19 protein-coding genes are annotated in these 20,420 nt (G+C 43.5%); all 19 read left to right on the top strand.

The annotated features are described in order from the left end of the window. A complete protein-coding gene (locus BM377_RS08725) occupies window positions 1-645 on the top strand; it encodes a hypothetical protein (RefSeq protein WP_092246817.1) in 645 nt (214 codons plus the stop codon). Beyond that, window positions 642-1,271 (top strand): PrsW family glutamic-type intramembrane protease, encoded by a 630-nt coding sequence (locus tag BM377_RS08720; RefSeq protein WP_092246815.1) that lies wholly within the window; start codon window positions 642-644, stop codon window positions 1,269-1,271. The genes BM377_RS08725 and BM377_RS08720 overlap by 4 nt, the downstream gene beginning before the upstream one ends. Window positions 1,272-1,375: 104 nt before the next feature. Continuing rightward, window positions 1,376-1,693 carry a hypothetical protein gene (locus BM377_RS08715; RefSeq protein ID WP_143104491.1) on the top strand — a complete coding sequence of 106 codons (318 nt, stop codon included), beginning with the start codon at window positions 1,376-1,378 and terminating at the stop codon, window positions 1,691-1,693. Between the two features lie 40 nt (window positions 1,694-1,733). After that, window positions 1,734-2,180 (top strand): VapA/VapB family virulence-associated protein, encoded by a 447-nt coding sequence (locus BM377_RS08710; protein ID WP_092246809.1) that lies wholly within the window; start codon window positions 1,734-1,736, stop codon window positions 2,178-2,180. A gap of 336 nt (window positions 2,181-2,516) precedes the next feature. Beyond that, on the top strand, window positions 2,517-3,212 hold the full coding sequence (locus BM377_RS08705) for a sugar transferase (RefSeq protein WP_092246806.1): 696 nt from the start codon (window positions 2,517-2,519) through the stop codon (window positions 3,210-3,212). A gap of 95 nt (window positions 3,213-3,307) precedes the next feature. Next, window positions 3,308-4,747, top strand: coding sequence for an MATE family efflux transporter (locus BM377_RS08700; RefSeq protein WP_092246803.1), 1,440 nt, complete (start codon window positions 3,308-3,310; stop codon window positions 4,745-4,747). A 40-nt stretch (window positions 4,748-4,787) separates the two neighbouring features. After that, window positions 4,788-5,711: a tRNA modification radical SAM protein MnmL/YtqA gene (locus BM377_RS08695; RefSeq protein WP_092246800.1), complete on the top strand. Its 924-nt coding sequence runs from the start codon at window positions 4,788-4,790 to the stop codon at window positions 5,709-5,711. Between the two features lie 64 nt (window positions 5,712-5,775). Beyond that, entirely contained in the window at window positions 5,776-6,642 is an 867-nt protein-coding gene (locus tag BM377_RS08690) for a ComEC/Rec2 family competence protein (protein WP_092246797.1), read from the top strand. A gap of 112 nt (window positions 6,643-6,754) precedes the next feature. Continuing rightward, complete coding sequence (locus tag BM377_RS08685) at window positions 6,755-8,092, top strand: replication-associated recombination protein A (protein WP_092246794.1); 1,338 nt, start codon at window positions 6,755-6,757, stop codon at window positions 8,090-8,092. Beyond that, window positions 8,089-9,891, top strand: coding sequence for a DUF5722 domain-containing protein (locus BM377_RS08680; RefSeq protein ID WP_092246791.1), 1,803 nt, complete (start codon window positions 8,089-8,091; stop codon window positions 9,889-9,891). The genes BM377_RS08685 and BM377_RS08680 overlap by 4 nt, the downstream gene beginning before the upstream one ends. A 13-nt stretch (window positions 9,892-9,904) precedes the next feature. After that, window positions 9,905-11,053, top strand: coding sequence for an NAD(P)-dependent malic enzyme (locus tag BM377_RS08675; RefSeq protein ID WP_092246788.1), 1,149 nt, complete (start codon window positions 9,905-9,907; stop codon window positions 11,051-11,053). 15 nt (window positions 11,054-11,068) lie between these two features. Beyond that, on the top strand, window positions 11,069-11,587 hold the full coding sequence (locus tag BM377_RS08670) for a DUF4364 family protein (RefSeq protein WP_092246785.1): 519 nt from the start codon (window positions 11,069-11,071) through the stop codon (window positions 11,585-11,587). 107 nt (window positions 11,588-11,694) lie between these two features. Next, window positions 11,695-14,082, top strand: a complete 2,388-nt coding sequence (locus BM377_RS08665) for a glycoside hydrolase family 94 protein (protein ID WP_092246782.1) — start codon at window positions 11,695-11,697, stop codon at window positions 14,080-14,082. A 19-nt stretch (window positions 14,083-14,101) separates the two neighbouring features. Next, complete coding sequence (locus BM377_RS08660; RefSeq protein ID WP_092246780.1) at window positions 14,102-15,529, top strand: phosphoglucomutase/phosphomannomutase family protein; 1,428 nt, start codon at window positions 14,102-14,104, stop codon at window positions 15,527-15,529. Beyond that, complete coding sequence (locus BM377_RS08655; protein ID WP_177223838.1) at window positions 15,519-16,073, top strand: GNAT family N-acetyltransferase; 555 nt, start codon at window positions 15,519-15,521, stop codon at window positions 16,071-16,073. The genes BM377_RS08660 and BM377_RS08655 overlap by 11 nt, the downstream gene beginning before the upstream one ends. Further along, complete coding sequence (locus tag BM377_RS08650) at window positions 16,052-17,698, top strand: sensor histidine kinase (protein WP_092246774.1); 1,647 nt, start codon at window positions 16,052-16,054, stop codon at window positions 17,696-17,698. Before BM377_RS08655 ends, BM377_RS08650 begins: the two co-directional genes overlap by 22 nt. A gap of 1 nt (window position 17,699) precedes the next feature. Then, entirely contained in the window at window positions 17,700-18,452 is a 753-nt protein-coding gene (locus BM377_RS08645; RefSeq protein ID WP_092246771.1) for a response regulator transcription factor, read from the top strand. 84 nt (window positions 18,453-18,536) lie between these two features. Beyond that, window positions 18,537-19,478 carry an ABC transporter permease gene (locus BM377_RS08640; RefSeq protein WP_092246768.1) on the top strand — a complete coding sequence of 314 codons (942 nt, stop codon included), beginning with the start codon at window positions 18,537-18,539 and terminating at the stop codon, window positions 19,476-19,478. 9 nt (window positions 19,479-19,487) lie between these two features. Then, window positions 19,488-20,408: a carbohydrate ABC transporter permease gene (locus tag BM377_RS08635; RefSeq protein WP_092246765.1), complete on the top strand. Its 921-nt coding sequence runs from the start codon at window positions 19,488-19,490 to the stop codon at window positions 20,406-20,408. The last annotated feature ends 12 nt before the right edge of the window (window positions 20,409-20,420 follow it).

Here is a 20,420-nt window from a genome sequence, read left to right as displayed (position 1 = left end):
ATGGTTGATGTTATTGATACCGCCATTCAGATAGTTTCATTGCTTATTTGCATGGCGATCTCGATCTACTTCATATTTAAGACCAGGGAGAAATCCTGGGTTCTGCTGCATCTTTTTTATGTGAGCTATCTGCTTGGCAATCTTTATTGGCAGGCAGTTGCATTCTATTACGGAGCAACTCCGAACATTGCTGTTGTTTCTGATCTTAGCTGGTATGCTTCGTATATCTTTCTTAGTCTTTTCCTTTTTATGGAATGCGAGAAGCACCTGGGAAAAGATTTTGCTTCCAAAGTTCCAAACACCGGAATAAAGCGATTTATTCCGCTTCTTACCATTCCTTTTGTTATCGGGATGGCTCTTTTGTACATGCAATACGGAAAATACGTAAGTAATACTGTTTATGCGATACTTACAGGGATTCTTATGTTTAATTCTATCCGAAATCTTCTTTTCTTTAACGACAGATATATCCGGAATATCAGTATTGTAGTTCTTTTGAACTGCTTGGGTGAATACGGCTCCTGGACATCTTCTTTTTTCAGATATGACAGTACCTGGTACAATCCGTACTATTGGTTCAATATGTTTCTGGCGGTCATTTTCCTCGCATTTTGGATCGTGAAAAAGAGGGAGGTGGCAAAATGACATACATGGAGAACACGTTCATCTGTCTGGCAGCGCCGCTTTTTCTGGCTATTCTTTGTCTTAAGAGAAGCTGGCGCAGAGCGCTTACATTTCTTCTTGCGGGCATGATCTGTTGCCTTTTGGCGGCATATGTCAGCAGCTTTTTTGCCGCGATCTTTGAGATAGATCTTGTTACCGCTTCTCACGCCGTGGCGCCTGCGGTTGAAGAATGTATCAAGTTCCTGCCGATTCTTTTTTATATAATCATATTTGAAGCGGGAAAAGAGGATTCGATAAACGGAATACTCCTTGTTTCCGTTGGATTCGCGACATTTGAAAATGTATGCTTCCTTGCTTCATACGGGACTAAGGATCTCTTTAGCCTTATGCTCAGAGGTTTTGGCACGGGAGCAATGCATGTTTTGTGCGGCACGGCCATAGCGATAGGTCTTTTCTCCCTGTGGGACAGAGCTTGGATACGCATGATGGGAACGTTTGCCGTTTTGTGCTTTGCGATAACCTTCCATGCGATATTCAATATCATGGTCAGTGCGGGCGGTATCAGCCTTGGGATAGCAAGCGTCGTTCCAATGGCACTGATTATCATGGTTTTTATGCTTTCTCAGAAGAAAATCGGACTAAAATAATAAAAAAACAATATTTTTTCAAAATCTCCTTAGGAGTTTTGCGATTTTTTGACACTATATAAGTGAAAGGGATAATTGCACGCTTTAAAAGGAGGTTTTTTATTTTGATGACAGGTGAAGAGAGACTTTCAGAACTTCACAGACGCATGAAAGGACTTAGGAAAAAGAGACAGAGCAGAATGATCAATGCAATGGGCATGGTCAGCACTGCATTATTTGCATGTCTTTTTATCATAATTCAGCATCTGGGAGTCGGACAATTCGGAACAACTACAAATTTATACAGCGGTTCGAGTCTCCTTTATGAAGAAGCGGGAGGATACGTGCTTACTGCGATCGTGGCCTTTGTAGTGGGAACAATAGTGACGGTACTATGCGTTCGTAAGCACAACCGTGAAAAAGAAAACGGGGAGGAAAAGTAACTGTATCCGAAGTTGTTTTTAGAAAGGGAAGGTGGAACATATGGAGAGAGAAGAACTTAAGAACGTAGTAATCGCTGATCTTCAAGAAAAAAAAGAATATCATGAAAAAATGATTTCAAAGTTACAATCTGCAAATACTGCTTATCATGCAACCGGCTCTGTTATAGGTGCTTTAATCTATATGAAAGTTCAGGTTCGTATTAATGATGATGAGTATCCACAATACAGTAATATGACATTTGACGGAGACGCTTATGGAATAGCTGCGCTTGGAGGAGGCGCGCTTGTAGGAGACATATATACGGATGATATATTAAGGCTGTTCTCGAGTACTTGTTATTTTGAAATAAATGTTTTACCTGTATATGTGAATATAAATTTCTTTGATAGCAGTCATCAGTATTTGGGAAGCTATCACGCCGGAGCAGTAGCTGTAACAGGAGGAATGGCTTCCGGAAAAGGAAGCTGGCATGGCTCTTATAAGTAAGATGTAGAATAAACTATTGGGCCTATGATTATTATCTTAATCATAGGTCCTTTATTATGCATAAAAAACTTAAGTTTTGTAGATTTTTTGCCGATATATCTTTTGTAGAGTGGCGTAAGCCGTTTCTATGCACATCATTTTGATGTATTTTAATCTAAAACCACAATATTTATGGCAAAATAATCTTTTTTGCTGGTTATTCTTGATTGTTTTTGCTATAGTAAATATATCAAGAGTTATTTTTTATCGATATTCCAATAATCTATTTCATAAATATCTAAAGCATAGTGAACAGATTATGATTGGAGATATCGGTATGATGAGGAGATATGTGATATGGTGATTGCGAAAAGAGAGCAGGCAGTCATTGATCAGTCAGAGAACAAGATTATTGAATTAATCTATCAGGAAATCTATGATCACAAGGCAAACATCTACAAGTGGTTTAAACGCTGCTTTGATATTGTTGCATCGGGGGTAGCACTTATATTACTTTCACCGATTTTCGTTCTTACGGCACTGGCAATACTTATGGAAGACGGTGGACCTATATTTTTCACGCAGCTTCGCGCGGGCAAGAATATGAAGCCATTCAAGATTTATAAATTCCGCAGCATGTACAGAAATGCCGAGGCACAGTTCCAGCGCATGCAGGAGCGCAACGAGCAGACGGGACATGCATTTAAGATAAAAGACGACCCGAGAGTAACTCACGTGGGACGTTTTATTCGCAAATATTCAATAGACGAGCTTCCGCAGCTTATCAACATCATCAAAGGCGATATGAGTATCGTCGGTCCAAGACCCATTCTTGTGGATCAGATGGAAGCATGCAATGCTTACGAGAAGCAAAGACTTGTTGTAAAGCCCGGTCTTACCTGCTATTGGCAGGTTGGCGGAAGAGCCAACATCAAGTGGGATGAGTGGGTTGAGCTTGATCTTAAATACATCAAGGATATGGGCGTTGTGACGGATATTAAACTCATTCTAAAGACAATCCCTGTAGTTTTCGAGTCTGAAGGCGCATATTAATCTTGATTTTAATAATGCTCAGATAATATAATAGTTAAAGTCGATAATACCCCGGCAATTCATGTTGCCGGGATTTTTGTACGGAGAATAAGATTATGACATCATTTGAGACATCAAACAGAAAAGAAGCGATCAAATACAGATTATCACTCAAGGAGTGTCTTATAGGGGAACCCGGCTTTTATAGCAAGGTTGCTATGGTTGCTATTCCCATGATAGTTCAGAATACACTTTCAAATATCGTAGGACTTTTGGATAATGTCATGGTCGGACAGGTGGGTACCATACCCATGTCTGCGGTCGCGATCGTCAATCAGATACTCTTTATATTTTACCTGTGCATATGGGGCTCACTTGCGGGAGCCGGGATATTCAGTACGCAGTTTTTCGGAAAAGGAGATATGGATGGAGTCAGATACTCTATCAGATACAAGCTCTTAACTGCTGCTGTGATATGTACAGTGGCAGTTATTTTTTTGTTTAATACATCAAACTATCTTGTGTCACTGTATATAGCTGAAGGAACGGAGGCTGCCGTAAGAACGCAGACTCTCAGCTTCGGAGTATCTTACTTAAATATCATGCTCATAGGACTTATACCTTTTAGCTTTACGCAGGCGTACGCAAGCGCGATGAGAGAGTCGGGAAAGACTACGCTTCCTATGATCGCAAGTATGATAGCTATGGGAGTAAATTTTATTTTTAATCTGCTCCTTATCTTTGGTCTTTTGGGATTCCCGAAAATGGGAGTTCTTGGTGCCGCAGTAGCAACGGTCATATCCAGATTTGTGGAGTTTTTCATAGTTGTTTACGGAGCGCATAAGCCAAACGGACAATACGGCTTTTTCAAAGGACTTTACAGCGGATTTCGTATTCCAAAGGAGCTGATCTGGCCTATAATGTCGAGATCGCTTCCTCTTTTGTGCAACGAGTTTTTGTGGAGCCTTGCTCAGGCTGCGCTTCTTAGGGCATATTCATTGAGAGGCATTTCGATAATCGCAGCGATGAATATAAGCGGTACACTGGCTCAGATATTTAACGAGGTCTTTTTATCGATCGGAAACTCTACGGGCATCATCGTCGGACAGGAGCTTGGTGCGGGAAGGCTTGTTTCCGCAAGACGTACGGCATTTAGAATGGCATTTCTCAGCTTTTTAAGTACACTTGTAATGGGCGGACTGCTTGCGCTTGTTGCACCGTTCATACCGCAGTTTTACAGCGTAGAACCTGAGATAAAGTACATGGCAACGAGATGTATCTGGGTAGTTGCGCTGTGCATGCCCATCCATTCATATGCAAACGTATCGTATTTCACGCTCAGATCGGGCGGAAAGACAGCGATCACCGTTGCTTTTGACAGTTGCTTTGCCTGGGCGGTATCTGTGCCCGCGGCTTTTATCATAAGCAAATACACGACAATACCTGTTGTGACGGTATTCCTCATCGTTTCGCTGATCGAGTTCGGAAAGTGCATTATAGGTTTCATACTTGTAAAGAGCGGCGTATGGGTAAGAAATATCGTAGGACAAGCGTAAAGAGCGTATGGCGCCGTGACAGTCATATCACAGGAAAAAGATGGCAAGAAAACTTTCAACATACCTAAAAGAACTATACGGTGAAAAGATATACAGACTGTCTCTGCAGTCTGGGTGCACCTGTCCCAACAGAGATGGTTCTATTGTTATGCCAGACGGAAAGAGGCTTACGGGAGGCTGTACTTTTTGCTCCGAGGGAGGAAGCGGAGAGTTTGCGGCGCAAGTGGCTCCGATTGAAGAACAGATAGAAGAAGCCAAGAAGCGCATCGCGGAGAAGACGGACGCAAAGAGCTTTATCACTTATTTCCAGTCATATACCAATACCTACGGTGATATAAACAGGTTAAAAGAGCTGTATACAAAAGCAGCAATGCGCGATGACATCAAGATCTTGTCTATCGGAACAAGACCCGACTGTGTCGGAGACGAAGTAATAGAGATGCTTAAGGAGCTTAAAAAGATAAAGCCCGTGTGGATAGAACTGGGACTTCAGACCATTCACGAAAAGACTGCACTCGAAATTCACAGAGGCTATACTCTTGATGTGTTTGAGGATGCTTATAAAAGGCTTAAGGATGCAGGGATTGAGGTCATTGTTCATGTCATAATAGGGCTCCCGGGAGAGACCAAGGAAGATATGCTTGAGACAATAAAATATCTTTCTGATCTGCAGCCTGTTCTTGATGGCATTAAGATACAGAATCTTCAGCTTTTAAAAGGGACTGAGATGTACGAAGATTACAAAAAAACCCGATTTGATGACAAAAATAAGTATGCGTTCATGTCAATGGAGGAGTATACTGATTTTGTATCGGCTTGTTTAGCTCTTTTACCAAAAGAGACGGTCGTACATCGTATGACGGGCGACGGACCCAGGAGCTTACTGGTTGAGCCCAAGTGGTCTACGGACAAAAAACGAGTTTTAAATATGCTTACTAAGAAGTGTGACGGTTTGCTGTTGTGAAAACACGAGTCGGACAGACATAGAGAAATACTCCGGCCCCATTAACAGAAAGTGAGGACAGAGGATGAAAAAGACAGTTTTAGCGGCGACTTTAGTTCTTTTGATGAGCCTTGGTGCATGTGCGTTTGAGGCTCCCGGCAAGGAAGTTGATTACAAATATGAAGTTGATGAGAATTTCAAGATAGATCCGGGAGTTCTTTCTTTTACAGCGCTCAAGGCATCTGCAGAAGATGCATTTGTGCTGGAGACCGAGAATCATACTTTTGTAATGGATACCGGTACAAACAAAAAAGGCAAGAAAGTAGTGGAACTGCTTAAGTCTCACGGTGTTGAGAAGATAGATGCCGTTTTTATCTCACATTACGACAAGGACCATGTCGGCGGTGCTGACAGAGTCATCGACAACTTTGATATCGGTGCGGTTTATACCACATACAGATCAAAGGCGACCGATGAGATGACGGAATATTATGCCGCATTAAAAAGAAAAGGCATGAATGAGACCGTTGTTACGGAAGAGACTACGTTTGAAGCGGATGGAATGACATTTACAATTTATCCTGCTCTTTCCAAAACCTATGCTGAAGATGTCAGCAACAACTCATCACTAGCGGTAAAGGTCACCAATGGCAATAAATCCATTCTATTTACGGGTGATGCGCTTGAAGAGCGAATAGATGAGCTTGTTAAGACAGACGGGCTTGAGTGCGATATCCTGAAGGTACCGCATCACGGCAGATATAAAGCCAATATCAAGCAGCTTGTCGATCATGTTAAGCCCGAGTATGCGGTGATCACTTCAAGTAAAGGCGATCCGGCCGCTCCGGAAGTAGTTGATGCGCTTGAGCAGGCAGGTGCCAAGATATATTACACAAGAGATGATCCGATCACGTTCACGATAACGGCGGACAACATAGAAGTTTCGCGATAAATAAGGCGTTTTTTACAAAGCATGTCAGTATGTATTTACATAACTGACATGCTTTTTCTTTGGAAGGATTTTACTTCCATTTTTATCTTAAAAATAGTAGAATTATAGCGTTATGGATTTGTTTGAATATATGCGCGAAAACAACATGGAAAAAGAGTCTCCGCTTGCCGCAAGAATGCGCCCCAGAACCCTTGACGAAGTCGTGGGACAGCAGCACATTATTGCCAAAGACAAGCTTCTTTATCGAGCTATTTCTGCAGATAAACTTAGTTCCATAATTCTTTACGGTCCTCCCGGAACGGGAAAGACCACTCTGGCCAAGGTCATCGCCAATACGACCAAGGCGGAATTTACCCAGATAAATGCCACCATAGCCGGCAAGAAAGACATGGAAGAGGTGGTAAAAAAGGCCAAGGACAACCTTGGCATGTATGGCAAGAAGACCATACTCTTCATAGACGAGATACACAGATTCAACAAGGGGCAGCAGGACTACCTTCTTCCGTTTGTTGAGGACGGCACAGTGATACTGATTGGCGCCACAACCGAGAACCCCTACTTTGAGGTAAACGGGGCTCTTATATCAAGATCTGTTATCTTTGAGCTTAAACCGCTTACGGCAGACGACATCAAGACACTGCTTAACAGGGCAGTTACCGATACAGAGCGCGGAATGGGCAGCTACAAGGCTGTACTTGAGCCGGACGCTGCGGATTTCTTGGCGGATCTTGCAGACGGAGATGCAAGACATGCGCTTAACGCCATAGAACTTGGTATTATGACCACCGAGCGAAGCGAGGACGGTCTTATACATATAACCAAAGAAGTTGCGGAAGAATGTATTCAGAAGAAGGTCGCCAGATATGATAAAGACGGCGACAATCACTACGACACGATATCGGCCTTCATCAAGAGTATGAGGGGGTCCGACCCGGATGCGGCTGTTTACTATCTTGCACGTATGCTTAACGCGGGAGAAGATCCCAAGTTTATCGTAAGACGTATGATGGTCTGTGCTTCCGAGGACGTCGGCAATGCCGATCCGCAGGCACTTCAGGTGGCAGTTGCAGCTTCGCTTGCAGTTGAGAGGCTCGGTATGCCCGAAGCCCGCATCACTCTTGCACAGGCGGCCAGCTATATCGCTACGGCACCTAAGAGTAACGCATCCATCATGGCAATAGACAATGCGATGGCGATGGTCAGGGATACCGGTAATCTTCCGATACCTCCGCACCTTCAGGATGCTCATTACAAATCGGCAGCCAAGCTTGGGCACGGAATAGGTTACAAATATGCCCATGATTATCCCGGCAACTATGTCGAGCAGCAATATCTTCCCTACGAGCTTAACGGCAAAGAGTTCTACAGCCCGTCAGGGAACGGATATGAGAACAAGATAAAAGAACATATGAAAAAATTAAAAGGACAAGGAAAAAAGACGGATTCATGAAAAAGAAAAAACGCAGAATGCGTACAGGGAAAAGAGCCCGCCGGAATAGAAGATTGGTAATCCTGACAGGTTTAGCTGCACTGGCTGCGTTTGCTTTTGTTGTAGTTATGATTGCTGCTTTTGTCATCAACTTAAGGAAAAACAAGGATGAACAGGTGGCGGAATCTATATTTGAGGCATCTTTGGAAGAGCACGAGACCAGACAGGTCGAGTATGTTCATTCATCTATAGTAAAAGATATTGTGGAAGCGGGTAAGTCTGTTTCCAAGGCACTTTCCGACAGACCTGCCACGGTTGAGATGACTCCCGAAAATACCGCGGAGTTTGCCAAGATCGCAAGCTGCAGTATCGGTGAAGGCGGTAAGGTCGAAGTTGCCGTTACATCTGAGGGAATTCCCAAGAGTGATGATAAATACTATTATCTTTTTGAACAGGCAACCTATGATGATGAGTTTTCATCAGAGCTTGAGCCTATTTCCAAGATATATAAGGGTGACGATACATCTTTTTCCATAGACCTTAAAAAGGGTGCGCCCGATTCAAGACTCTATTCCAAATTCAGAGTCGGAGTTAAGGTTGACGGACAGTTCGTCAGCATCAGCCATCCCAAATATATAAACAATCCCGGAGCATGTGCGAGCGGTAACTATGGCGGAATGTCGCACAATTCCATAAAGGGACTGCTTCCGTATCCGCTGAGACTTTCGGAGCTTGCGGATCTCGGAGTCAATTATTGTTCGTACAACATACCGCTTTCTCATATTCTTACCACATCGGGCGGAATTGAGTATTCCTATGGCGGTGTTACTTATCATTTTAATGCACAGGTCATGAACAATTACGACGACCTGTTCAAGAAGCTCAACAGCATGGGAATCGATATAGCGGCCATCATCCTTAATGATGCCAGCACATCGGCGTTCCCCGAGATAACACATCCAAGCGCAAGAGGCGGATCTACAGCTCCGTATTTTATGTTTAACGCATCCGATGAGAGAGGCGTTAAGGCTTGTGCGGCGATCGGAAGCTTTTTGGCGAGCAGATACTCGGGCTCGGGACATGGCAATGTCAGCATGTGGATTATCGGAAACGAGGTCAACGCAAGAAAAGAATATAACTACATGCAGCATGTGGATGTAGGTACTTACACAGCTGCTTATACAAGGGCGTACAGAGTCTTTTACAATGCAATAAAGAGTCATAACGCCGGAGCTAAGGTTTACATCCCGATAGATCAGAGATGGACATACAACACCGAAAAAACGGGTGACTACGATGCCAAGGATGTTCTTGATATCTTTTCATCATCCATTTCGGAATACGGAAATATCGATTGGGGACTTGCGGCCCATCCGTACTCTTTCCCCAACGGAAACACCGCATTTTGGAATCCGTCCAAGTATGTCAATCATTCGGAATCAACTCCATGTATTACTATGGAGAACATAGAGGTTCTTACCGGATATATGCAAAAAGAGCATATGCTCGATACTCAGGGTAGAGTCAGATCGATCATCCTTAGTGAGGTCGGTTATTCTTCGACATCCGGAGAAGCTGTTCAGGCAGCGGCCTTTGCTTATGCATATACCAAGATGGTGCAAAACGGTCATATTGATGCGCTCATGCTTTCAAGACAGGTGGATGCCGGAGATGAGATCGCAGCACTCGGCCTTGCCCTCGGTCTTGAGAATACCGGCGGCGGACACAAGATGATCTACAATGTATTCAAATACATAGATACCGATAAGCGAAACGAGGTAGTGGCATTCGCTTATGATATAGTAGGAAAAACGTTCTAGAGGAGAAGACATTATGAACAACGCAGAAAAAGCACTTAAGATGCATGAAGAATGGAATGGAAAGCTTGAGATATTATCCAAAGCAAAAGTTAATTCAAAAGAGGATCTTGCAATAGCATACACACCCGGTGTTGCAGAGCCTTGTAAGCTTATCGCAGAGGATAAGAGTCTTGCTTACAAATATACGATAAAATCCAATACCATCGCTGTAGTATCAGACGGAAGTGCGGTTTTGGGACTTGGAAACATCGGACCTTACGCAGCAATGCCCGTTATGGAAGGAAAGGCAGTTCTCTTTAAGGAATTCGGCGGAGTTAACGCTGTTCCGATCTGCCTCGACACACAGGATACAGAGGAGATCATCAAGGCCGTTACTTACCTTGCTCCCGGCTTTGGCGGAATCAATCTTGAGGATATTTCTGCACCGAGATGCTTTGAAATAGAAGAAAGACTTAAAGAAAAACTCGACATTCCCGTATTCCACGACGATCAGCACGGAACAGCCATCGTTGTTCTTGCGGGTATCATCAACGGACTTAAGGTAGTAGGTAAGAAAAAGGAAGACTGCAAGGTTGTTGTAAACGGAGCGGGAAGCGCAGGAATCGCGATCACAAAGCTCCTTCTTCGCTACGGCTTTAAGAACGTTACAATGTGTGATAAGTCAGGTATCCTTCATAAGAAATCAGCTGATCTTAACTGGATGCAGGAGAAGATGATGGGTGTTACGAATCCCGATCAGCAGACGGGAAGCCTTGCGGATGCACTTAAGGGAGCTGATGTATTTGTCGGCGTTTCCGCACCCGGTATCGTGACCAAAGAGATGGCTCAGGGAATGAACAAGGATGCTATCATGTTTGCCATGGCCAATCCCGTTCCCGAGATCATGCCGGACCTTGCCAAGGAAGCAGGAATCAGAGTTATCGGAACAGGAAGAAGTGATTTCCCCAACCAGGTAAACAACGTTCTTGTATTCCCCGGAATCTTCCGCGGAGCGCTCGAAGGAGGAGCAAAGCAGATCACCGAAGAGATGAAGCTTGCGGCAGCAGAAGCCCTTGCCGGTCTTGTTGCGGAAGATGAACTCTCTGATGTGAACATTCTCCCCGCAGCGTTCGATCCCAGAGTTGCGGATGTTATTTCAGCAGCAGTTAAGGCACATATTTAATTTGGAGGCATCACTGTGAGTTCACAGTATCTTACTTTATATAAGATGATAGTTCTGTACATGCTAAAGCGCTGCGATGTACCGCTTAGCAAGGCACAGATATACGATTTTATCTTAGAGAACGAATACACTACATTTCTGACACTGCAAGAGGTCTTTTCCGAGCTTGCGGTGTCAAAGCTCATTATAGAAAAGACGGTAGCAAACAGAACCTTCCTTGAGATCACATCTGAGGGAGATGAGACGCTTAAGTTTTTCGGAAACAGGATCAATCCTTCAATCAGGCAGCAGATAGATGAGTATCTTCGTGCCAACAGTATGAAGCTTAGAAACGAAGCTTCCATACTTGCGGATTACAGGAAAACAGGCGACAACGAATACACAGCTCACCTTGTTGCAAGAGAGAACGGGCAGGACATAGTTGAGCTAAACTTCCCTGTCCCTACGGAAGAGATCGCACAGAGTATCTGCAACAACTGGCAGGAAAAGAATCAGGAGATTTATCAGTTCCTTGTTTCACAACTTATGCTGTGAATAAGTCTTACCAAAAATAAGCATAAAATAACAAGTACATACATTCATAATTAAATGCCATGAGACTAGAATAATTCATATAAGAGATTATATGGGAGGTCCATGGCATGAAGTATGGCTATTTTGACAACGATAATAAAGAATATGTGATCGACAGGATTGACCTGCCGACATCCTGGACAAATTATCTCGGCGTCGAGAAATTTGCCACAGTCATAAATCATACGGCCGGCGGCTATTCATTCTACGATAGCCCCGAGTATCACAGAATCAGTAGATTTCACGGAAACAGCATTCCGATGGACAGACCGGGATATTATGTATATCTCAGGGATGCCGATTCTTCCGACTATTTCACAATTTCATGGCAGCCTGTAGCAAAGGCGCTTGATAAAGCTAAATATACCTGCAGACACGGCTTATCATATACCGTTTATGAGTGTGAATATGACGGGCTTAAGTGTTCTCAGAAGATGAGCGTTCCGTTATCCGAGAACGTTCTTTTATGGGACGTCAGGGTAAAAAACACTGAGAATAAGGTCAGAAACCTTTCTATATTTTCATATCTTGAATTCTCATTCCATTCAATAGCAATTGATAATCAGAATTTCCAGATGAGCTTGTACTGCGCGGGCGCTTCATATGAAGACGGAATAATAGAAGAAGATCTTCATTATGAGCCTGACGGATTCCAGTACTTTGCTTCAAACTTCGACCCCGACGGATATGACTGCGAAAGAGATGTTTTCCTCGGAATGTATCACACAGAAGATAATCCCGTGGCAGTCGAGACAGGTAAGTGTTCATCTTCGGAGCAAAAGGGCGGAAATCACTGCGGAAGTCTTCAAAAGAACTTTAGCCTTAATCCCGGAGAAGAAGTAAGATTTATCTTCATGCTCGGAGAAGGCGACAGGAGCGAAGGAAAAAGAGTAAAAGAAAAATACAGCGATCTTGCCAATGTAGACAGAGCATACGAAGAACTCGCAGAGTATTGGGATAAGAAAATATCCAAGCTTGTTATCGATACTCCGAGCGAAGGCATGAACACAATGATAAATACATGGACTTTGTATCAGTCCGAGATCAACGTTATGTTCTCAAGATTTGCTTCGTTTATAGAGCTTGGCGGAAGAACGGGACTTGGTTACAGAGACACCGCTCAGGATGCTATGACGATCCCGCATTCCAATCCCGAGAAATGTAAAGAGAGAATAATGCAGCTCTTAAACGGCCTTGTTTCCGAAGGCTACGGACTGCATCTTTTTGATCCCGCATGGTTTGAAGAAGAACCCGAATCCGATGGATTTAAGTCACCGACGGTTATTCCGGTATCTGCAAGCGACAGAGTTCACTCCAAGGAAGACGCCTGCGCGGATGACGCCCTCTGGCTTGTTCCCGCAATTACAGAGTACATAAAAGAGACGGGAGATCTCGGATTTGCCGACATGGTACTTCCGTACGCGGACGGCCCCGAGGGAACAGTATATGAACACATGAAAAAGATCCTTGATTTTTCCGAAGGAGAAGTCGGTCAAAACGGCGTGTGCAAGGGACTTAGAGCAGACTGGAACGACTGCCTTAACCTCGGCGGCGGAGAGAGTGCAATGGTAAGCTTCCTTCATCACTGGGCACTTACTCATTTCATAGAGCTTGCGAATAAACTCGGAAAAAGCGAAGATGCAGAGCATTACGGCAAAGTAGCCGATAAGCTTAAGGTATTAAGTAACGAAGTCCTCTGGGATGAAGAGTGGTTTATAAGAGGTATAACCAAGAACGGTAAGAAGATCGGAACCTCCAAGGACGAAGAAGGAAGAGTACACCTTGAGTCCAACGCCTGGGCGGTTCTTTCAGGAGCTGCAACGGGAGCCAAGGCTTTAAAGGCAATGGAAGCTGTTGATAAATATCTTTTTACCGAGTGGGGAATCCTGCTCAACACACCTCCGTATACCAAGATAGATCCTTCAATCGGATTTATCACCAAGGTGTTCCCGGGACTTAAAGAAAACTCATCGGTATTTTCTCATCCCAATCCTTGGGCATGGGCAGCCGAGTGCGTTCTCGGAAACGGAAACACCGCAATGAAATTCTATGATGCGCTCTGTCCTTATTATCAGAACGACAAGATAGAGACAAGAGAGGCCGAGCCTTATTCATATTGCCAGTTCATCATGGGACCTTCACATAAACAGTTCGGAAGAGCGAGACATCCGTTTATGACGGGCTCCGGCGGATGGTCATATTTCTCGGCAACAAGATATATTCTGGGAATCAGACCATCGTACGATGAGCTTGTGATTGATCCTTGCATACCCGATATCTGGGCAGGCTTTAAGGTTGAAAGGATCTGGCGCGGAGCAAAATATTCGATAGAGATAACAAATCCCGACCATGTTCAAAAGGGAGTTAAAAAGATCATATTTGACGGCGAAGAAGTGGATAAGATACCTGCTTGCGAGGCGGGCACCGACCACAACGTCAAAGTTGTAATGGGTTAATTATGAGGAGGATGATAAAATGATCAAATTCGGTACAGGCGGATGGCGAGCCATCATAGGTGATGAGTTCATAAGAAGTAATATAGAGCTTCTTGCTAAAGCCCTTGCAACCAAGATGAAAGACGAAGGCGTTGCATCAAAAGGAATAGTAATAGGATATGACAGGAGATTTCTTTCAAAAGAAGCAATGCAGTGGTCAGCAAGAGTTTTTGCAAAGGAAGGGATAAAGGCTTATCTCATAAACAAGTCTGTTCCCACACCCGTAGTTATGTTCTATGTTATGAAGCATGAACTTTCTTACGGAATGATGGTAACCGCGAGCCACAACCCCGCTCTTTATAACGGTATAAAAGTATTTACCGCAGGCGGAAGGGATGCTGATGAGATCCAGACAGCACAGATAGAGGAGTACATCAAGAAAGTCGAGACAGGTGATCCCGTCGAATATATGGAATATGATGAAGCCAAAGAGGCGGGACTTATTAACGAGATCTATCCTCTTAACGAATACATCGACAGCATAATATCAAGAATAGATATGGATGCCATCAAGGAAAAGAGCCTTCGAGTAGTTCTTGATCCTATGTACGGCGTAAGTGAGACGTCTCTTCGAATAACTCTTCAGACAGCAAGATGCGAAGTTGAGACCATTCACGACAGACATGATACTCTTTTTGGAGGTAAGCTTCCCGCTCCTACCGCAGCTACGCTTCATCAGCTTCAGAACGTTGTTGTGGACGGACACTACGATATAGGAATCGCAACCGACGGAGACGCCGACAGGATCGGTGTCATCGACGATAAGGGCAGATTCCTTCACCCCAATGAGATAATGGCTCTTTTGTATTATTATCTCGAAGAGTTCAAAGGCTGGAAGGGTCCTGTTGTAAGAAATGTCTGCACAACGCACATCCTTGACAGAATGGCTGAAGAATACGGCGAAAAGTGCTACGAGGTTCCCGTTGGATTTAAGCATATCTCGGCCAAAATGAATGAGACGGATGCCGTTATCGGCGGAGAGTCATCGGGAGGCCTTACAGTACGCGGACATATCAAGGGAAAAGACGGAGTGTATGCCGCAATGCTTCTTGTTGAAATGATCGCAGTTACCGGTAAGAAGATGTCAGAGATCATAGAGGACCTTGAGGAAAAATATGGAAAGATCGCAATGGAAGAGAATGACTACCACTTCACTCAGGAGAAAAAGGAAGAGATCATGGACAGACTCCTTATCAAAAAAGAACTTCCTGAATTTTCCTTTGATGTGGATAAGGTAAGCTATCTTGACGGCAGCAAGGTTTACTTTAAAAACGGAGGTTGGATAATAGCGAGATTTTCAGGTACGGAGCCGCTTTTAAGGATCTATTCCGAGATGCCGAATACCGAAGATGCCAAGAAGCTTTGCAAATTATATGAGGAGTTTTTGGAACTTAAACATGAACAATAAAAAACTGTTTGATACCTTATACAAGGATTTCCTATCGACCGAAAATCTGGCAAATATATCATCTGACAAAACCTATGAAGAGATGACACTTATGCTGGATTCCTATGAGGAAAACAAAGAATTATACATCCCCGAAAATATAGTATATGATTATTATAAAGGAGATTTTGAAACCTTCTTAAAAGCAGTAAGAGAGGTTGATGAATCTTGGGCTGACATATACAAGCCCACTGACAGGATTTACTGTGGTTTCTGCGGGGGCAGAGTTGTCAGCTTTTGTATGATCGAAGATATGGGAATGTATGAGGAAGACGGTATTACCTACAAGGTTGGAGGTCCCGGCTGTGTCGGAACGATCCCGGAATTCAGGAAAAAGGGAATCGGTCTTAAGATGATCGATAAAGCAACCGTGATACTTAAGGAGCTTGGCTATGATATAAGCTATGTTCACTACACGGGAGTTGCACCCTGGTATTCCAAGCTTGGGTATAAGACCGTACTTAAGTGGAACAAAGAGGGTAAATGGGAAAGCGTGAGGGGTTAAGAAAAAAGAAGAGAGGCTTGTTTAGGGGTAAGCTTGGCTTATCCTCTTTACAGCGCTCTCTTTTTCTTATATTCATGGCATCGTGGATACTTCCGATCGCGGTGCTGTCTGCATTTATCTTTATCCAATATCAGGATGCATATGTAAAAAGAACCGAAAGAGAAATGGCAAATGAAGCCAAAGTCTCAGCGGTACTCATAAAATCTCAGATTGACGATGCAAGCTACAAGCTGCATAAAGAGTCGGTCGGAGGTGAGTGGGAGAGGCGCTCGCGAAATGAGAAATTCCTTGTCTGGGCAAGGTCCGAGCTAAACAGGAAATTCTATATGGACGGGCACTATTCCTGTGTTGCGCTCTACTATGAAGACGGTGAATCACCGAGTGCTTATGTCGGAAAGAACGGCTACGAATATGATAAGTACGTAGAATATATAGAGCCGGTGATCAAGGATAAGATCGAAAAAAAAGAAAAGGGAACCAAGGTGGTCGTTGCCAATAACAGGATATACCTTGTTCAGAATCTTTTTTATTCCGCTTATGACAGGCGCTACGCCACGATAGTTGCGGGGCTCGATAAGCAAAAGCTCTTTGCGGATATTCCGATAGATACATCCAGCGCCATCTATATTTCTTTTGACGATGAAAAAGAATTTATTACTTATAGGGATTCGGATAAAGAAATCGAAGAAGATAAGAAGGAAGTGCTTGAGTATCTTTCTTCCGGAAAAGATATCTATAGGAGAAACTTCAATATAATACCTTATTTCAGAAGGTACTATGAGGGCTACAGGTGTGCTACCGGCAGTATGTACTATCAGATGCAGTTCTTTTATCTTCAGAATTCAAAAGATCTGTATTATGAGCTTTTTAGGATCAACATCATCGTATTTATCACGATAATAGGAATGATACCGATCATGCTGCTTTCCTATTATTATATGAAAAAGAATACCGAGTATACCCAGAAGATGATGACGAAAGATGCGCAGATAGCGGCACTTCAGGCGCAGATCAATCCTCATTTTCTTAATAATACTTTGGAGATGATGAACTGGCAGGCGAGAATGTCGGGAGATGTGGAAGTCAGCAAGATGATAGAATCGCTGGCAACTGTCCTTGATTCGGGCATCAACAGAGACAACGATACGCTTGTGCGGCTGGCCGATGAGCTCAGGTGCGGAGATGCTTTCCTTTACATCATGAGCATGAGATTCGGAGAAAGACTTAAGGTTGAAAAGCTCATAGACAGCACGACGCTTGGAACTTACGTGCCGCAGCTTATATTACAGCCGATACTTGAAAATGCCATCAAACACGGTGTTGAGAGCGTCAACAGAGGTACCGTGTGGCTCAATATTTTTGAAGAAAACGATGAACTTATAATAGATGTTATCAACAGCGGAAAAGATATTTCGGATGAGGAAGTGGACAGGATCAGAAAGATCATAAGCGGAGAGCTCAAGCTTAAAAAGAGCGAACCGGGAACACATACCTCCATCGGTATCTACAACGTGAACAAGAGAATAGAGCTGATCTTTGGGGAAGAGTACGGACTGAGCGTTAACAAGTCCGGCGAGAACAAAATGCAATTCAGAATGGTCATGCCTATAAGAAAAGAGGGATGAGATGAAGAAAGTTGTCATCATAGATGATGAGCCCATAATCGTACAGGGGTTGTCAAAAAGTGTAGATTGGGCCAAATACGGCTGCGAAGTGGTAGGAACCGCGGGAGACGGAGTCGAGGGAAAAAGAATTATCGAAGAGCTACATCCGGATATTCTTTTCCTTGATATCTGTATGCCGCAGATGGACGGCCTTACCATGATCGCGGGACTTAAGTCGGAATACTCGGATATGCAGATCGCTATTCTTACGGGCTTTAGAGATTTTGAATATGCGCAGAAAGCGATCAATCTCGGGGTGTCCAGGTTTTTGTTAAAGCCGTCCAATATGGATGAGATAAATGAAGCCATAGCTCATATGGTCGAAAGATCGGATAAGATAAAAGGAACAAGCAGTGACGTTCCTGAAGACGGAGAGTCGGAAGAGGCGGTAGCCGATAACTTCATCGTTAGAAATGCACTCAGCTACATAGAAGAACATTATAACGAGAAGATTCTTTTGTCCGATGTCGCAGACAAGGTCTATGTGAGCCAGTGGCATTTGAGTAAGCTTCTTAATAAGGAGACGGGGAAGAATTTCTCCGAGATACTTAATACCGTTCGTATCAAGAAGGCTTCCGAGCTGTTAAAAGATCCTTCTAAGCGAATAAGCGATGTTGCGGAGGAAGTCGGATTCTTGGATGTGGCCCATTTTTCGAGGGTTTTCAAGAAGGTAAAAGGCATATCCGCAAACGAATACAGAAATCACACAAAATAGTACAAAAATGAACAAAATGGTGCCGTGACTTAGGGATTTGCAGACTCTACAATATTCTTAGAGAAGTAAAAAAGGGGGCTGCAAATGTCTAAGACTAAGAAACGAGCAAGTCTAAAGAAAACTATATTTCTGACAAGCATGGTCTTGCCGGGAGCAATCTGGTTTTTTTTCTTAAGATATCTTCCAATGGCGGGAATTGTTCTCGCGTTCAAGAACTATAAAGTTTATCCCAAAAATCCAACATTCTGGAATAATCTTATGCATTCTGCGTGGTCAGGTTTAAAGAACTTCGAGTTTTTATTCGCCACAACGGATTCCTGGATATATATCAGAAACACTATCTGTTATAACGTTGTATGGATCGCATTGGGTCTGGTGATCGCAGTGGCTTTTGCCATCATGCTGCATGAGCTTACCAATAAGTTTGTTGCAAAGACATATCAGACACTAATGTTTTTCCCATATTTCTTAAGCTGGGTTGTAGCAAGTTATTTCCTGCTTGCATTCCTTGATCCCACAAAGGGACTTATCGATCATTTCCTTATGACCAAAGGTCTTGAGAAGATAGACTGGTACAATACGCCGAAGTATTGGCCGTTTATCCTGACGATATGTAATCTTTGGAAGAATATAGGATATTCATCAATCCTGTATCTGGCAGCCATAACCGGAATCGATACGACGCAGTACGAAGCGGCGGCTATCGACGGAGCTACCAAGTGGCAGCAGATATTCTACGTGACAATTCCTAACTTAAGACCGATGATCTGCATTCTTCTTATCATGAATGTCGGCAAGATCTTCAATTCCGATTTTGGTCTGTTCTACACGGTACCTCTTAATTCGGGATCTCTTTTCTCGGCGACGCAGGTTATCGATACCTATATTTACAGAGTTTTGACGGCAACCAATAATATCGGAATGTCGACGGCGGGAGGTCTTTTGCAAAATGCCGTAGGCTTCGTGTGCATTATGTTTGCCAATAAGGTGGTAAAAAAGATTGATGAGGACAGCGCACTGTTCTAAGGAGGATATATGGCTAACGTTAAGACTAAAAGAAGAAGGATAAATTCCATATCCGTTCCGGCAGAAATAATATGCCATATCGTGCTTATTCTGTTCTGTCTCTTGTGTATCGTGCCGTTTGTATTTGTTGTGATAATTTCTTTTACATCGCAGGAGAGCATAAGAGCGATAGGATATTCGTTTATTCCCAAGACAACGTCGCTGGAAGCATACAACTATGTTATGAAGCTCGGAGATCAGCTTTGGAGATCGTATTTTAACAGCTTCTTTATAACCATCGTCGGAACAATACTTACGATGCTGGTTACGATCCTATACTCTTACGGGCTTTACAGAAAGGATTTCAAATTCCGAAAGTTCTTTACCTTCTGGGCGTTCTTTACAATGCTCTTCGGAGGCGGCCTTGCACCTACATACGTTGTTTGTAAGACGGTTCTTGGACTTTCAGACAGCTACTGGGCAGTAATAATCCCGATGCTCCTTAATCCGTTCAACATCATTGTTATGAGGACTTTTTTCCAGAGTTCGATTCCGGAGGAACTCATAGATGCAGCGGCAATCGACGGAGCAGGAGAGTATACGACACTGTTTAAGATCATTATTCCCATTTCCAAACCGGGAATAGCAACGGTCGGTTTGTTATCGGCACTGGCGTATTGGAACGAGTGGTTCATTCCAATGCTTTATATAAGAGAAGCCAAGTTCTTCCCGCTTCAGTATCTGCTTATGCAGATGCAGACCAAGGTGGATTTCCTTGTGAAGAACTCATCCATGATCGGCGCGGAGGCGAGCAATATCGTAAGCGACCTTCCGTCAGATTCACTCAGGATGGCACTGGTTGTTCTTATCGTGGTTCCGATTGCTTGTGCGTATCCTTTTTTCCAGAGATACATTGTTTCGGGACTTACGATCGGTTCGGTAAAAGGATGATGTTAATGATGC

Origin of the sequence: Butyrivibrio sp. INlla21 (assembly GCF_900116875.1) — a bacterium.
Classification (GTDB): Bacteria; Bacillota; Clostridia; order Lachnospirales; family Lachnospiraceae; genus Butyrivibrio.
Note: the sequence above shows the minus strand (reverse complement) of the source record. Positions and strands in the feature narration are given on the sequence as shown.

Coding starts and splice junctions, on each gene's coding strand:
- BM377_RS08725 (WP_092246817.1), top strand. CDS start 1: ATGGTTGATGTTATTGATACCGCCATTCAGATAGTTTCATTGCTTATT.
- BM377_RS08720 (WP_092246815.1), top strand. CDS start 642: ATGACATACATGGAGAACACGTTCATCTGTCTGGCAGCGCCGCTTTTT.
- BM377_RS08710 (WP_092246809.1), top strand. CDS start 1,734: ATGGAGAGAGAAGAACTTAAGAACGTAGTAATCGCTGATCTTCAAGAA.
- BM377_RS08705 (WP_092246806.1), top strand. CDS start 2,517: ATGGTGATTGCGAAAAGAGAGCAGGCAGTCATTGATCAGTCAGAGAAC.
- BM377_RS08700 (WP_092246803.1), top strand. CDS start 3,308: ATGACATCATTTGAGACATCAAACAGAAAAGAAGCGATCAAATACAGA.
- BM377_RS08695 (WP_092246800.1), top strand. CDS start 4,788: ATGGCAAGAAAACTTTCAACATACCTAAAAGAACTATACGGTGAAAAG.
- BM377_RS08690 (WP_092246797.1), top strand. CDS start 5,776: ATGAAAAAGACAGTTTTAGCGGCGACTTTAGTTCTTTTGATGAGCCTT.
- BM377_RS08685 (WP_092246794.1), top strand. CDS start 6,755: ATGGATTTGTTTGAATATATGCGCGAAAACAACATGGAAAAAGAGTCT.
- BM377_RS08680 (WP_092246791.1), top strand. CDS start 8,089: ATGAAAAAGAAAAAACGCAGAATGCGTACAGGGAAAAGAGCCCGCCGG.
- BM377_RS08675 (WP_092246788.1), top strand. CDS start 9,905: ATGAACAACGCAGAAAAAGCACTTAAGATGCATGAAGAATGGAATGGA.
- BM377_RS08665 (WP_092246782.1), top strand. CDS start 11,695: ATGAAGTATGGCTATTTTGACAACGATAATAAAGAATATGTGATCGAC.
- BM377_RS08660 (WP_092246780.1), top strand. CDS start 14,102: ATGATCAAATTCGGTACAGGCGGATGGCGAGCCATCATAGGTGATGAG.
- BM377_RS08655 (WP_177223838.1), top strand. CDS start 15,519: ATGAACAATAAAAAACTGTTTGATACCTTATACAAGGATTTCCTATCG.
- BM377_RS08650 (WP_092246774.1), top strand. CDS start 16,052: ATGGGAAAGCGTGAGGGGTTAAGAAAAAAGAAGAGAGGCTTGTTTAGG.
- BM377_RS08645 (WP_092246771.1), top strand. CDS start 17,700: ATGAAGAAAGTTGTCATCATAGATGATGAGCCCATAATCGTACAGGGG.
- BM377_RS08640 (WP_092246768.1), top strand. CDS start 18,537: ATGTCTAAGACTAAGAAACGAGCAAGTCTAAAGAAAACTATATTTCTG.
- BM377_RS08635 (WP_092246765.1), top strand. CDS start 19,488: ATGGCTAACGTTAAGACTAAAAGAAGAAGGATAAATTCCATATCCGTT.